Here is a 13572-nt window from a genome sequence, read left to right as displayed (position 1 = left end):
CCACTTCGCGCCGCCTACTTCGATAAGCGCAGGACCGTCACCCAGAACCCGTCGGGTTCCTTCGCCGCCGCGCCTCGCAGGAGTCGGTCGCGCAGGCGCGCCTCGGTGACCCAGACCCGGCCGTCCTCAGTCACCGTGAGGTTGACGGGAGACTCCAGCCCGGAGGCGAGCACCTCCAGCGGCCTCGGCCCCGGCGCCTTCCCGAGCACGTCGATGCGGACCACCCGTCCGTCACCGCTGTCGATGGCTCCCTCCAGCACGAGGAGCTGGCCGTCACGCGCGAAGCGCATTCCGTCAGGGTTCTCCAGCCGGCGCGGCAGCTCCACCTCCGTGACGACCGGCGCCGCGCCCTTCTCGCCAGGGCGGACCAGGAAGAGGCGTCCGGGCCCGAAGGTGTTGATGGCCAGCGTGCGCCCATCCGGCGCCAGCGCGATTCCCGCCGGCCCCACCGTGCCCATGCCCTTGCCCTTCGCCTCGAAGCGCGGGTCCTTCACGTAGGTCTCCAACTGCTGGCTCTCTGGCGCAAGGTAGAGCACCGCCGCACGAGAGCTGTCCGTCACGTACAGCCCACCATCCGGTGCGACCGTCAGGTCATTGCCCAGCACGCCCTCCGGCAGCGGGATGACCCGCCGCACCTCACCGGTCCGTGCGTCGAGCGCGAAGAGCCGCGCCGTCCGCCGGCCCAGCGCGCCACCCGGACGCAGCAGGCCCATGGCGTCGGGCGACGTGCCCCAGAGAAGCCCCCGAGGCGCATCCAACCGCAGGCTCGTCGCCGAGAAGACCTCCTCCGAACCCGGGAACAGCACCGTCCACGCACCACCTGGGGCCCGCCGCACCACGCTGCCATTCGCGACCGAGCCGACGAAGAGCGTCCCGTCCGCCGCGTGGGCGATGCCATTCGGATACATGAAGCCCTCCGGCAGGCGAAGGCGCTCACCGCGCGCCGTGGCGTTGGCGGTGGCGGCCGGTGCCACCTCCGCCGCGAAGCCCGCCGACGACAGGGCGAGCAGGCTCGCCGCGAGGACTCCTGAAACGCGCGGGCGGCTCATCGGCCCGTCTCCGTGGAGACTCGCGACTCCGCGACGGGCACCCAGGGCCGGTGGCCGGAGATGGCGTACCCGCCGTCGACCAGGATGTTCTGGCCCGTGACGAAGCGCGCCCCGTCCGAGCACAGCCAGAGCACCACGTCCGCCACCTCCTCGGACGTTCCCAGCCTCCGCGCAGGCGTGTTCGCGACGAAGGGCCGCTGTGTCTCCGCTGTCGAGAGCCGGCGGAGCATCGGCGTGTCGATGATGCCCGGATTGACGTTGTTGACGCGCACGCCCCGGTCCGCGCCTTCCAGCGCCACTGCGCGAATCATCCCGTCGAGCGCCGCCTTGCTCGCCGAGTAGATGGAAGTCCCTGGCAGGGCGCCGTGTGCCAGCCACGACGAGTTGTTGACGATGGCCCCGCCACGGCCCGAGCGCAGCATCGCCTCCACCTCGTACTTCATGCTCAACCACACCCCGCGCACGTTGATGCTGAACGTGTGGTCGAAGTCCTCCGCCTTCAGCGTGTGGATGGGATTGAAGGCTCCCTCCACCCCCGCGTTGTTGAAGGCCGCGTCCAGCCGGTCGAACCGCTCCACCGTGGTCTGCACGAGCCGCTTCACGTCCTCCTCCCGCGCGACATCCGTGGAGACGGCGAGCGCCCGGCCGCCACTGGACTCGACCTCCGCCGCCACCGCGTCGAGCTCCGCGCGCCGCCGACCCGCCAGGACGACCGTGGCCCCCTCACGTCCGAAGGCCACCGCCGCTGCCCGGCCCATGCCGCTGCCCGCCCCTGTGACGATGACCACCTTCCCCTGGAACGACCTGGAATCCGTCATGATGTTGCGCTCCCGTCAGGGCACGGGAGGCGTGAGCCCCGAGGGGCCTCTGCGCTTCCGTGCGTGCGGAACACGAGTAGCCCGCGAGACTTCCGCCGTCACCGGAGAGCGCTGCATTAGACTCTTGCGTCCCGTGCAGCAATCGGGCGGAGGAGGCCTCATGGAGCGCGCGGCGCTGAGGGACCGGCTGGAGGACATGCTCAGCTTCACGGCAGTGGCGCGGGCGCTGAGCTTCGCGGACGCGGCGCGCGAGCTGGGCATCAGCGCATCGGCGCTGAGCCGGCGCATCTCCCGGCTGGAGGGCGCGCTGGGCACCGCGCTCCTGCGGCGCACCACGCGCCACGTGTCCCTCACGGAGGCAGGGACGCTGTACCTCGAGCGCTGCACGGACGTGCTCACCCGCGTCGAGGATGCCGAGGCCCTGGTCTCCGGATTGGCGGGAGAGCCTCGGGGCCGGCTGCGCGTGGCGGTGCCCAACCTCTTCGGTCAGCTCCAGGTCGCGCCGCTGCTGCCGGACTTCATGCGCCGCTACCCGCGCATCGACCTGGAGTTCTCGTTCATGGACCGCTACGTGGACCTCGTCCAGGAGGGCTTCGACGTCGCCATCCGCATCGGCACCCTGGCGGACTCCAGCCTCGTGGTGCGCCGGCTGGCGACCAACCACCGCATCCTCTGCGCGGCTCCGGGCTACCTCAAGGGCCGCCGGCCGCTCACCCGGCCCGAGGACCTGGCGCAGCATGCCTGCCTCTACTTCAGCCTCCTCGCGGAAGGACAGACGTGGAACCTCCAGCGGGGGAACGAGCGCGTGGCGGCGCGGGGCCGGCCGGTGCTGGTCGCGGACAACGCGGAGGCCCTGCGACAGGCGGCGCTGGGAGGCTGTGGCGTCACCGTGCTGGCCACGTTCCTGGTGGCGGAGGACCTGCGCGCCGGGCGGCTCGTGAAGGTGCTCGACGGCTGGTCGGTGGCAGACACCGGCATCTTCGCGGTCCACCCTCCGGGACGGCTGGTGCCGTCGAAGGTGAGGGCCTTCGTGTCCTTCCTCGCGGAGCGCTATGCGGGCACGCCGCCCTGGGAGCGGCTTCCCGCGAAGCGGGCCGGCACGTGACGAAGGCCGCGGGCCCGGGGATTTGCTAGAGAGCCGCTGCCCTCTACCCGGACTGCCCCCATGGAACTCACGTCCGCCTCCGAGCTGTCGCTCCGCCCGCTGTCCACGCTCTTCGCCCGCTGCTTCGAGGGCTACTTCGTCACCATTCCAGACGCGCCCGCGCTGTTCGACGCGCGCGTGCGAAGCGAGCACATCTCCCTGGCGGAGAGCCGCGTCGCGCGGGTGGACGGTGAGCCGGTGGGGCTGGTGCTGATGGCCCGGCGGGGGAGGGTGAGCCGCGTGGCGGGAATGGGCATCGTGCCCTCGCACCGCGGCCGCAAGCTGGGCGGCGCCATGCTGCTTCCGGTGATGGACGAAGCCCGCGCGCGCGGCGACACGCGGATGGTGCTGGAGGTCATCGAGCAGAACGTGCCGGCGCTGAAGCTGTACGAGAACCTGGGCTTCCAGCGCCTCCGCCGGCTGGTGGGCTTCGTGGGCACGTCCATGCCGGAGCAGGCCATGCTGGAAGAAGTGGACCCGGCGGAGTGCGCGCGATTGCTCCCCACGGGGCTGCCCTGGCAGCTGGCTCCCGCCACCGTGGCGGGTCTGGCGCTGCCCGCCCGCGCCTTCCGCCTGGGGCCCGCGGTGGCTGTGATTGCGGATGTCTCCGCGCCCACGCTCGCGCTGCGGTCCTTCGTCGTGGAGCCGTCCGCGCGAGGCCAGGGCGCCGGGCGCAGGCTGCTCCGAGCGCTGGCCGCGGCCTGGCCCGGCAAGCCGCTGTCGGTGGGCGCCGTCGTCCCCGAGGGCCTGTGCGACCGCTTCTTCCTCGGCGCGGGCTTCACGTATCCGGCGCTCTCCCAGCTCGAGCTCGCCCATCCCCTCACTCGATAGCGTCGCCGCACCTCCAGCGCGCACGTCCAGGCTCGCGCGGTAGCCCCGACACTCCGCGGCACCTGCTACGGTGCGCCGCCATGACTCTGGTCGAGCGCCTGCAGGAATCGATGCGTCAGTCCGCGAGGGAGCGGTACACAGTCGTCCCCGTCCCGCCCTTCACGGCCTATTTCCACCCATTCGACGCGATGGTGTACATGAACTACGCCATCCCGGACGGGCCGGTGACGGGCGACACGCGCGAGTCGCTGCGCCGGCTCCGGGCGGAGTTCGAGGCCCGGCAGCGCGTGCCCCGCTTCGAGTATGTGGACGCGCTCGCCCCCGAGCTGGCCGGCATGCTGCGCGATGCCGGCTACAAGCAGGAGGCCGAGGCCCGGCTGATGGTGTGCACGCGCGACACCTACGTGCCCATGCAGTCACCGGAAGGACTCACCTTCTCCGTGCTGTCGCCTGGCTCGCCTCGCGAGGAGATGCGCGACTTCTGCGTCACCACGCGCCAGGGCTTCCACCCCGGAGAGACGCCGGTGGTGAGCGACGAGGAAGTCACGAAGACGCTCGCCGACCTCAAGGACGGCAGGGCCTTCCTGGTGAGGATGGACGGGCGGCCGGTGGCGGGCGCGCTCTTCTCTCCGCCCCACGACGGCACCTCCGAGCTCGCCGGTGTGGCCACGCTCCAGGAGTGGCGGGGGCGCGGCATCGGCGCGGCCCTGGTGTCCCGGGCAGCCGGTGAGGCCTTCACGCAGGGCGTGGAGGTGCTGTACCTGAGCGTCATCTCGGAGGAGGCGGGCCGGCTGTACGAGCGTGTCGGCTTCCGGTTCGTCACGCGGATGCTGTTCTACGTGGACGCCTCGGCCCCCAGCGCCACGTGAGTCCGGGTGCGACGCGGCCGCGTCTCTCCAAAGGGGGGACCCTTCCGCGTCGCGGCATGTTGCTGTCATTGTGTGCCCGGTCCGGCAAATCCAGGGAGCAACGACGATGGCGGGTTCGAGTTTCGCGGTGCAGAGCAAGGTGCGGTATGCGCACATCCAGGCGCTGAAGGCTCTGGGCGCGGCGGCCATCTCGGTGGAGGTCCACTTCGATGGCTCCCACTCGCTGGCCCTGAAGCCCGCGCACTTCGAGGTGGGCATCACCGTGCATGACCGGAAGGCCCTGGCGAACCTGGACTCGGCCATCACCCAGATGTTCGGCTTCTTCACGCAGGACGTGAACCTCACCAACCGCGTGAAGTACGAGGTCGCGAACTACGACGAGGACCTCATCGAGCGCTCGAACAAGAGCTACCAGATTCATGCCGCCCTCACGACGCTGGCGACGGGCGTGGCCGCGCAGTTCATCGACAGCGTGTACTAGCGGCCGCCCTCATGGGAGGGCAGGCAGGCGTGCGGTGAGAAACCCTGGGCAGCGGGCCCCGAATCGAGCATGAAAGCCACCCGCCCGGTCGTTCTACAATCCGCTCGCGAATGTCCTCCCGTCCCGGCCGCACCCTCCATGTGTTTCCCGACGCCGGCCGGCGCCAGGCGGCGCTGCGGGCCATGGGGGATGCGAGCGGCCTGACGGTAGGCGCCCACCTGCTCACCTGGGACGAGCTGCTCCAGGCCCTGGGCGGGGCGCGCGAGCTGAACCGGCGCCCGTGCCCGGCCGTGGCCGCGCGGGCCGTGGTGGCTTCTCAGGCGCAGGGCCTGGGCCGCACGCCCTTCGGCGAGTACGTCCGCGAGCCCGCCTTCGCGCGCGCCGCGCTGGACGTGGTGCTGGACCTGAAGGCCGGCCGCCTCACCCCGCGCGAGCTGCAGGACGCGGTGGACGTGCTCCCCACGGAGCGGCAGGCGAGGGGGCGGGTGCTCGCCCGCCTGTACCACCTGTACGAGCAGAAGATGGCGGAGCTGGGGCTGGCGGACCGCGAGGACGTGATGCGCGGCGCACGCGAGGCCCTGGGGCGGGGGGCCTGGCCGGCGACCTGGGTGGGCGTGGGGACGCTCGTCCTGCATGGCATCTACGACGTCAGGTCCTCGGGCCTGGAGCTGCTGCTGGCGCTGGCGGCGGCGTGTGAGTCGCGGCGGGTGACGCTGCGGGTGGAGACGCCGGTGGGTGGCTCGCCCGCGGCGGACGCGGCGCTGGCGGCCCTCTTCCGCGCCTTCGAGAACCGCGGCGAGACGATGCCGCACGTGGACCTCTTCAAGGCGGACGTCACCTTCGAGGGCCGGCCCTTCATCGAGCTCGGCCGGCACCTCTTCTCACCGCGCGCGCAGCGGGACGTGCTGAAGGACGCGGTGCCCGCGCTGCGCGTGTGGAGCGCGGCCACGGCGCGCGACGAGGCCCGCCTGGTGGCCCGGGACGTGCGGCGGCTCATCGCCGAGGGCACCGCGCCCGGAGACATCGCCATCGCGCTGCGCGAGCTGGGCCCGGAGGCCGGGTGGCTCGCGGAGTCGCTGGGTGAGCTGGGCGTGCCGGTGCGCCTGCCCTGGGGCGAGCCGCTGGCCCTGGCGGGCCCGGTGCGGCTGGCGTTGGACCTGCCGCTGCTGGTGGAGGACGGCTTCCCCGCCGAGCGCGTGGCGGAGCTGGTGGGCAGCCGCTACGCCCCCACGCTGTCACGCGGGGGGCCGGATGCGCCCGCGAGCCTCTTCGCGCTCGCCGCCGTGCGCGACGACAAGCTGGGCGCGGTGCGCGGGCGCGGCGCGTACGACGTGCGGCTGGATGGCCTGTCCCGGCGACTGCTGGCGCTCTACGGGGCGCAGAAGAAGGAGGACGGCACCCGCGTCCACGCCGTGAAGGTGCTGCGCGAGCGCTGCATGCTGCTGGTGGACTTCTGCCGCCGCATCCCCGAGGAGGGCACCCTCTCCGAGCTGCTTGCCGCGTGGTGGCACGTGGTGGAGCGGCTGGGGCTGGTGGACTCGGAGGGCCCGCTGGAGGCACGCGAGGAGGGCGGCCTGGCGGCGCGGGCGGTGGATGCCCGGGCGCGGGACGAGGCGGCGCGCGAGGCGCTGCGCCAGCGCGTGCAGGGGCTGCTGCGGACGATGAGCGCGGTGGGCGGCGGGCCGAAGCTGCGGCGGCGCACCTTTGGCCGGTGGCTGCGGGACGCCATGGCGGACGCGCACCTGCCGCCGCGCGGACCGCGTAGCGCCGCGGTGGAGCTGCTGGACGTGGCCGAGGTGCCGGGCCGCTCGTTCCGCCACCTCTTCCTCGCGGGCCTGACGGAGGGGCGCTTCCCGGGCCGGGATGCGCCGTCTCCGCTGCTCGGCGACGCGGAGCGCTCCGCCCTCAACAAGCACCTGGGCCGCGACGTGTTCCGCCTCACCGGCGGCGAGTTCGAGGACCGCGCGGCGTGGCGCCTCACCGAGGACCGGCTGCTGTTCGCCAGCGCGCTGGCGGCGGCGGAGGAGACGATGAGCCTGTCCTTCGCCATGGAGGCCGCGGGCGGGCAGGAGCAGGTGCCGTCCGCCTTCCTGGAGGAGGTGCGCCGGCTCACCGCGCTGAAGTGGACGCCGCGCTCGCTGCCGCCCATCCCTCCGCTGGACGAGGTGCTCACCGAGGCCGAGCTGCGCCGCTGCGTGGCGCTGGAGGCGCTGGCACAGCCGAAGCTGCGCGTCACCGAGCCGGACCCGGCGGCCCCGCTGCTCCGGCGCCAGTTCGACAAGGAGCTCTGGTACGCGGGTGCGCGCGAGCTGTCGCTGGTGGAGATGGAGCGCCTGTTCTTCTTCGGCGACCCGAACCGGCAGCCCGGGCCCTACACGGGCTCGGTGGACGCGAACACGCTGCGCACGTCGCTGCGGGAGACGTTCCGCTTCGACATCACCCGCCCGCTGTCCGCGTCGGCGCTGGCGCGCTTCGGCAACTGCGGCTTCCAGGGCTTCCTGGCGTACGGCCTCAAGGTGGCCGAGCCGGACCTGCCGGGCGAGGAGTTCGACGCGCGCGGGCGTGGCACCTTCTGGCACCGGGTGGTGGAGGAGGTGTTCCAGGCGCTGAAGGAGCACGGCCTTTTGGGCAAGGCGCCGGAGGAGGTGCCGGAAGAGGTGCTGGAGGCGGCGCTCAAGGCCGCCATCAAGCACTTCGAGAAGTTCCACCACGTGGGCCATCCCCAGCTGTGGAAGCTGGCGCACGAGCGCGCCCGCGCCATGGCCCGTCGCATCCTGGTGGACGAGAGCCGCGGGCTGCCCTTCGAGAAGCTGCTGCCGGAGGGCTTCGAGCTCAAGTTCGGTCCCGGCGCGAAGGATGACAAATGGAGCAAGGTCGTCCTTCAGGCGGGTGACGAGCCCGTCTGGTTCGAGGGCACGATTGACCGTCTGGACATGGCGGGCGGTGACGTGGGCGTCATCGACTACAAGTCCGGCCGGCTGGACAAGCGCGCGCTGAAGGAGAAGCTGCTCACCTCCGACTTCCAGCTGCCGCTGTACCTCTATGCGGCGCGGGAGAGCGGCCACCGGGACGCGAAGAAGGCGGCGTGGTTCTCGCTGCGCACCGGGGCCACCATCCACCTCACCGACGTCGTCTCCGCGCAGGAGCTGGACGAGCTGCTGTCCACGGACCCGGAGGTGCGCGCGAAGGTGGCGGAGAAGCAGGGCCTCAACCTGCCCAACGCGGTGGAGTCGCTGGTGGGCACGCTGCGCGCCGGCCAGTTCGCCGCGCGGCCCCAGGACTGCGGCACGTGCGGCTACCGCGCAGTGTGCCGCATCACCGAGCGCCGGATGACGGAGGAGGGCGGATGAGCGGTGAGCCGTCCCTCCTCGCGCTGGAGCGCAACCTCGCCCTGATGGCGGGCGCCGGCGCGGGCAAGACGTACAGCCTGGTCACCATGACGCTGCACCTGCTGGCGGGCGCGCGCGAGGCCGCTCCGGCCGTGCGCCCCTCGCGGCTGTGCATGCTCACCTTCACGGACAAGGCCGCCGCGGAGATGCGCTCGCGCGTGCGCCAGCGGCTGGACGGGCTGGCGCAGGGCGAGACGCGGCAGGACCAGGAGGTGGACCTGCGCGCGTCGCTGGCGCGACTGGACAAGCCCTTCCCGCTGCCGGATGCATGGCGGCAGCTTCGCGAGGAGCTGGGCGCCGCCACCGTGGGCACGTTCCACTCGCTCTGCGGGCAGATGCTGCGCCGTGCGCCTCCGGCGGTGGGCATCGACCCGAACTTCGAGGTGCTGGACGAGCTGGAGGCCACGGGCCTGGTGCAGGACGTCTGCGAGCGCGTGGTGCTGGACGCGCTGGAGGACGGCGACGCGCAGGTGCGCGAGCTGTGCCAGGAGCTGGGCTTCTCCGGCTCGGGCTTCTCCGACGGGCTGGTGGCCGCGCTGGTGGCCGTCTACCGCAAGCTGCGCGAGGAGGGGCTGCGCGCCGCCACCGCCGCCGTGGGCAACGCGGCGGAGGCCCGCGCGGAGCTGGAGGACTCCATCACCGACTGCCTGCGGCTGTGCGGCGAGGCGCGGGGTCTGGACCCGAAGGGCGAGTGGAGCCGGCTGCTGGGCGGGCTGGAGCGCGCGCTCAACGGGATGACGCCGGAGAACTTCGGCACGGGCGAGCGCTTCCCGTGGCTGCGGGCCTGCTTCAAGGCGGACGGGCGCAACTTCGCGCGGCTCAGCAAGGGCGCCGCGTCTCCCGTGCGCGAGCTGTACTGGCGCGTCTTCGGCAAGAGCGACGGCTCCATCCCCCGGCTGGACGACGCGTGGGCCGCGTGGCGCACCGCCCCCTTCGAGGTCACCTTCCGCGAGCTGCTGGGCCGGGTGGAAGAGCGCCACGACACGGAGCTGTCGCGGCGCAACGTGTTCGACTTCACGTCGCTGCTGGTGAAGTCGCGGGACCTGCTGCGAGACCACCCGGAGTTCCGCCGCCAGGTGCAGGAGCGCATCGGTGCGCTGCTGGTGGACGAGTTCCAGGACACCAACCGCCTCCAGCTGGAACTCGTGCTGCTCTTGGCCGAGCGGCGCGAGGACGGGCCGCGCGAGCTGGCGCCGGACGCGGACGTGGCCGCGACGCTGCCGCTGGAGCCCGCCTTCCTCTGCGCGGTGGGTGACCGCAAGCAGTCCATCTACGAGTTCCGCGGCGCGGACGTCTCCGTCTTCTCCGTGCTGGCGAAGAAGATCGAGGACGAGGGCGGCGCGCGGGGCTTCCTCCAGCACAACCGCCGCTCGGTGCCGGGGCTGCTGTCCTTCTTCAACCGCACCTTCGCCGGGGTGCTCGTCGCCGCCGACGCCCAGGCGCCGCGCCCGTTCGAGGTCGTCTACGTCCCCAAGGAGGACGACCTGTCCGCGGTGCGGGCCTCGCTCACCGAGGCCCCGGTGGTGGAGCGGCTGAAGCTGGAGGAAGCGGACACGGCGGCGGACCTGCGCTGGCTGGACGCGGACGCGGTGGCGCGGCGGCTGCGGTGTCTGCTGGCGCCCGGGGCTCCGCCCGCCGTGGAGCGCGAGGACGGCGAGGGGCTGCGCCCGGCGCGCGGCGGCGACGTGGCCATGCTGTTCCGGACGTTCACGCACCTGGAGGTGTACCGGCAGGCGCTCATCCGCCACGGCGTGCCGCACCGGGTGCTGCGCGGGCGCGGCTTCTACGGCGCGCAGGAGGTGCTGGACCTGGCCTCGCTGCTGGCGCTGCTGGCGGACCCGGAGGACGCGCTCGGCTTCGCCGCGGTGCTGCGCTCGCCGCTGGTGGGCCTGTCGGACGCGTCGCTGTTCCTCCTGGCGGGAGATGCGCCGCTGTCGCTGACGTCGCCGCGACTGGTGGACGCCGCGGTGCTGGACCTGCTCCCCGCGCGGGAGCGGGTGCGGCTGGAGCGCTTCCTCGGCGCGCTGCCGGGGCTGCGGCGCGAGCGGGACCGGCTGGGCGTGCGGGAGCTGCTGCTGTCGGCGCTGGACGTGACGGGCTACCGCGAGGCGCTGGCGGGCTCGCCCTACGCGGAGCAGGCGAGCGCCAACGTGGAGAAGCTGCTGGCGCTGGCGTCGCGGCGGGACGAGCGGGGCACCGGCGGGTGCGTGGCCTTCGCGCGCGAGCTGCGCATGCTGGCGGAGAACGACCCCACCGAGGCGCAGGCGGACCTGCTGGACGCGGGCGACCCGCGCGCGGTGCAGCTGCTCACCATCCACCGCGCCAAGGGCCTGGAGTGGCCCGTGGTGGTGGTGCCGGCCCTGGGCGGACGGCGGCGCACCACCTCCGGCCGCGCGCACTTCGAGCGCACGCATGGCATCTCCCTGCGCCCCTGGGTGCCGGACTCGCTGGATGGCTACACCTCCAAGCGCTTCGATGCGGTGCGCGCGGAGCTGAAGGCGCGCGAGGACGCCGAGTACCGCCGCCTCCTCTACGTGGCCCTCACGCGCGCCCGCGACATGCTGGTGCTGTCCGGCGGCGAGGAGCCGCGCGCGGGCAAGGACACGTGGTGGCACCTCGTGGACGCACAGCTCGAGGCCGAGTCGGACCTGCGCGCGCTCGTGAACGACCTGGACGTGGACTCGCTCCCTCCGCCCGCGGACCCGGAGCCGCCGGGCCCGGAGGCGATGGAGCGCGCGGGGGCCCGTGTGGAGGCCGCGCTATTGCGAGTGCGCGGAGGACGGCTGGAGGACGGCGCGGCTCCGGGCAACGCGGTGGCATCTGTAGGCTCGGTGCAGGACTTCCTCGCGTGTCCCCGGCGCTTCCACTACGTGCACCGCCTGGGGCTGCGCGGGGCCTCGTGGCCGTGGGAGGCGCCGCCCCGGGGGACTGCGCCGCTGGTGGAGCCCGACGGGTGGCTGCCCGCGCAGAGCCCGGAGGGGCTCACCCTGCGCCTGCTTCGCGAGGTGGACCTGCGGCTCGCCGCGGCCCCGGACACCGGGCGCTCCGAGCGGCGCGCGCACCTGGACTCGCTGCTGCGGGACGCGGGCGTGCTCCCGGACGACGAGGGCATGGAGGAGGTGCTGGGCACGGTGGAGCGCTTCCTGGACACGGCGCTCGCGAAGCGGATGGCCGCGTCCCCGGCGCAGGCCGTCCACCGCGGGCTGGCCTTCGTCCTGACACTGGACGATGGGGCTGCCCTGGAGGGCGAGGTGGACCTCCTCTGGGAATCACCCGAGGGCGAGGCGGTGGTGGTGGCCTTCAAGTCGGGCGGCCGACATCCCCTGGGCCCGGCGGCGTACACCCACGAGCTGGCGGCGCTGGAGCTGGCGGCGCGGCGGATGGTGCGCGAAGGGGTGCCGGTGCGGGTGGGGGTGGTCTTCCTGGGTGAGCCCCGGCCCGAGCCAGAGTGGCTGTCCGGGGCCCGAGGGCTGGAGGAGGCGGCTGGGAGGCTCGCGGACGCCGTCAGGGCCCTGGCACGGGGGGAGGTACGGGGCGAATGGCCCGGGCGGGAGAGGGCGACCTGCCAGGCCCTGCATTGTGGCTTCTCGGAACACTGTCACCCGGCCCCCCGCGCGTGCTAAGCGGCGGGCACCATGCCGAACGTCGTCGTCATCGGAGCGCAGTGGGGAGATGAAGGTAAGGGCAAGGTCGTTGACCTGCTCACCGAGCATGCCCAGGTGGTCGTCCGCTTCCAGGGCGGGAACAACGCGGGCCATACGCTCGTGGTGGGCGGTCAGAAGACCGTCCTCCATCTGATTCCCTCGGGCATCCTCCATCCAGGCAAGACGTGTGTGATTGGCAATGGGGTGGTCGTGGACCCCGCGGTGCTCGTCGGAGAGATTGACGCGCTCAAGGCGCGCAACTTCCTCAAGGACGACGCGCAGCTGCTCATCTCCGACAACGCCCACGTCATCTTCCCGTGGCACAAGCTGCTGGACAGCTTCCGCGAGAAGGCCCGCGGCGGCAGCGCCATCGGCACCACCGGCCGTGGCATCGGCCCCGCCTATGAGGACAAGGTCGCCCGCCGCGGCATCCGCGTGAGGGACCTGCTCAACGCGGACCGGCTGCGCAAGCGCATCGAGGAGCGGCTGCCGCAGGCGCTCGAGGAGCTGAAGGACCTGTGCGCGCAGGCCGGAGACCCGGTGCCGCAGCTGGAAGTGCCGCAGGTGCTGGCCGAGTTCTCCGCCCTGGGCGAGCGGCTCAAGCCCTACGTGCACGACGCCTCGCTCTTCCTCTCCGGGCAGGTGCGCCGCGGCGCGCGCATCCTCTTCGAGGGCGCGCAGGGCACGCTGCTGGATGTGGACCACGGCACCTATCCCTTCGTCACCTCGTCCAACTGCGTGGCGGGCAACGCCGCGGTGGGCTCGGGCCTGGGGCCCACGGCCATCGACAAGGTGATGGGCATCAGCAAGGCCTACACCACCCGCGTGGGCGGCGGCCCGTTCCCCACCGAGCTGAATGACCCCATCGGCGAGCAGCTCCGGAAGATTGGCGACGAGTACGGCGCCACCACCGGCCGTCCCCGCCGCTGCGGCTGGCTGGACGGCGTGGTGCTGCGCTACGCCGCGCGCGTCAACGGCCTGTGGGGCATGGCGCTCACCAAGCTGGACGTGCTCAGCGGCCTCAAGACGCTGCAGATCTGCAACGCCTACGAGCTGGACGGCCAGAAGGTGACGGAGCTGCCCGGCGACTACGAGGACCTGGCCCGCGTCAAGCCCATCTACGAGACGCTGCAGGGCTGGGACGAGCAGATTGCCGGCGTGCGCACCTTCGACGAGCTGCCGGAGAACGCCAAGCGCTACGTGCGCCGCGTGGAAGAGGTCAGCGGCGTGCCCGTGGTGTGCGTCTCCGTGGGCGCGGACCGTGGCGAGACGGTGCTGCTCCAGAACCCGTTCCGCAGCTGAGCGCCCCTTCGTCGACCGGAAGGTGGGCTGACGCGGCGTCGGGTT

9 protein-coding genes are annotated in these 13572 nt (G+C 72.8%); 7 read left to right on the top strand and 2 right to left on the bottom strand.

Annotation, left to right across the window (positions count from 1 at the left end; genetic code table 11):
* Positions 1–14 precede the first annotated feature (14 nt).
* Positions 15–1049 carry a Vgb family protein gene (locus LXT23_RS28345; protein ID WP_253983443.1) on the bottom strand — a complete coding sequence of 345 codons (1035 nt, stop codon included), beginning with the start codon at positions 1047–1049 and terminating at the stop codon, positions 15–17.
* Positions 1046–1867, bottom strand: a complete 822-nt coding sequence (locus LXT23_RS28340) for an SDR family NAD(P)-dependent oxidoreductase (RefSeq protein ID WP_253983442.1) — start codon at positions 1865–1867, stop codon at positions 1046–1048. The genes LXT23_RS28345 and LXT23_RS28340 overlap by 4 nt, the downstream gene beginning before the upstream one ends.
* A gap of 160 nt (positions 1868–2027) precedes the next feature.
* On the opposite strand from LXT23_RS28340, the gene LXT23_RS28335 reads away from it, so the two are divergent.
* The 7 genes from LXT23_RS28335 to LXT23_RS28305 all read left to right on the top strand — a co-directional run bounded on the left by LXT23_RS28335 (position 2028) and on the right by LXT23_RS28305 (position 13527).
* Entirely contained in the window at positions 2028–2972 is a 945-nt protein-coding gene (locus tag LXT23_RS28335) for a LysR family transcriptional regulator (protein WP_253983441.1), read from the top strand.
* 60 nt (positions 2973–3032) lie between these two features.
* On the top strand, positions 3033–3842 hold the full coding sequence (locus LXT23_RS28330) for a GNAT family N-acetyltransferase (RefSeq protein WP_253983440.1): 810 nt from the start codon (positions 3033–3035) through the stop codon (positions 3840–3842).
* 80 nt (positions 3843–3922) lie between these two features.
* Positions 3923–4711, top strand: coding sequence for a GNAT family N-acetyltransferase (locus tag LXT23_RS28325; protein WP_253983439.1), 789 nt, complete (start codon positions 3923–3925; stop codon positions 4709–4711).
* Positions 4712–4817: 106 nt separating this feature from the next.
* Entirely contained in the window at positions 4818–5192 is a 375-nt protein-coding gene (locus LXT23_RS28320; protein ID WP_253983438.1) for a hypothetical protein, read from the top strand.
* A gap of 110 nt (positions 5193–5302) precedes the next feature.
* The gene (locus LXT23_RS28315) at positions 5303–8542 is read left to right on the top strand and encodes a PD-(D/E)XK nuclease family protein (protein ID WP_253983437.1); all 3240 of its coding nucleotides are present in this window, start codon (positions 5303–5305) and stop codon (positions 8540–8542) included.
* On the top strand, positions 8539–12204 hold the full coding sequence (locus tag LXT23_RS28310; protein WP_253983436.1) for a UvrD-helicase domain-containing protein: 3666 nt from the start codon (positions 8539–8541) through the stop codon (positions 12202–12204). The genes LXT23_RS28315 and LXT23_RS28310 overlap by 4 nt, the downstream gene beginning before the upstream one ends.
* A gap of 12 nt (positions 12205–12216) precedes the next feature.
* Positions 12217–13527, top strand: coding sequence for an adenylosuccinate synthase (locus LXT23_RS28305; protein ID WP_253983435.1), 1311 nt, complete (start codon positions 12217–12219; stop codon positions 13525–13527).
* The last annotated feature ends 45 nt before the right edge of the window (positions 13528–13572 follow it).

The organism is Pyxidicoccus xibeiensis, assembly GCF_024198175.1.
Lineage (GTDB): Bacteria > Myxococcota > Myxococcia > Myxococcales > Myxococcaceae > Myxococcus > Myxococcus xibeiensis.
Note: the sequence above shows the minus strand (reverse complement) of the source record. Positions and strands in the feature narration are given on the sequence as shown.

Excerpts from the sequence above, each read along its gene's own strand:
- LXT23_RS28345 (WP_253983443.1), bottom strand. The coding sequence starts at position 1,049 with ATGAGCCGCCCGCGCGTTTCAGGAGTCCTCGCGGCGAGCCTGCTCGCC.
- LXT23_RS28340 (WP_253983442.1), bottom strand. The coding sequence starts at position 1,867 with ATGACGGATTCCAGGTCGTTCCAGGGGAAGGTGGTCATCGTCACAGGG.
- LXT23_RS28335 (WP_253983441.1), top strand. The coding sequence starts at position 2,028 with ATGGAGCGCGCGGCGCTGAGGGACCGGCTGGAGGACATGCTCAGCTTC.
- LXT23_RS28330 (WP_253983440.1), top strand. The coding sequence starts at position 3,033 with ATGGAACTCACGTCCGCCTCCGAGCTGTCGCTCCGCCCGCTGTCCACG.
- LXT23_RS28325 (WP_253983439.1), top strand. The coding sequence starts at position 3,923 with ATGACTCTGGTCGAGCGCCTGCAGGAATCGATGCGTCAGTCCGCGAGG.
- LXT23_RS28320 (WP_253983438.1), top strand. The coding sequence starts at position 4,818 with ATGGCGGGTTCGAGTTTCGCGGTGCAGAGCAAGGTGCGGTATGCGCAC.
- LXT23_RS28315 (WP_253983437.1), top strand. The coding sequence starts at position 5,303 with ATGTCCTCCCGTCCCGGCCGCACCCTCCATGTGTTTCCCGACGCCGGC.
- LXT23_RS28310 (WP_253983436.1), top strand. The coding sequence starts at position 8,539 with ATGAGCGGTGAGCCGTCCCTCCTCGCGCTGGAGCGCAACCTCGCCCTG.
- LXT23_RS28305 (WP_253983435.1), top strand. The coding sequence starts at position 12,217 with ATGCCGAACGTCGTCGTCATCGGAGCGCAGTGGGGAGATGAAGGTAAG.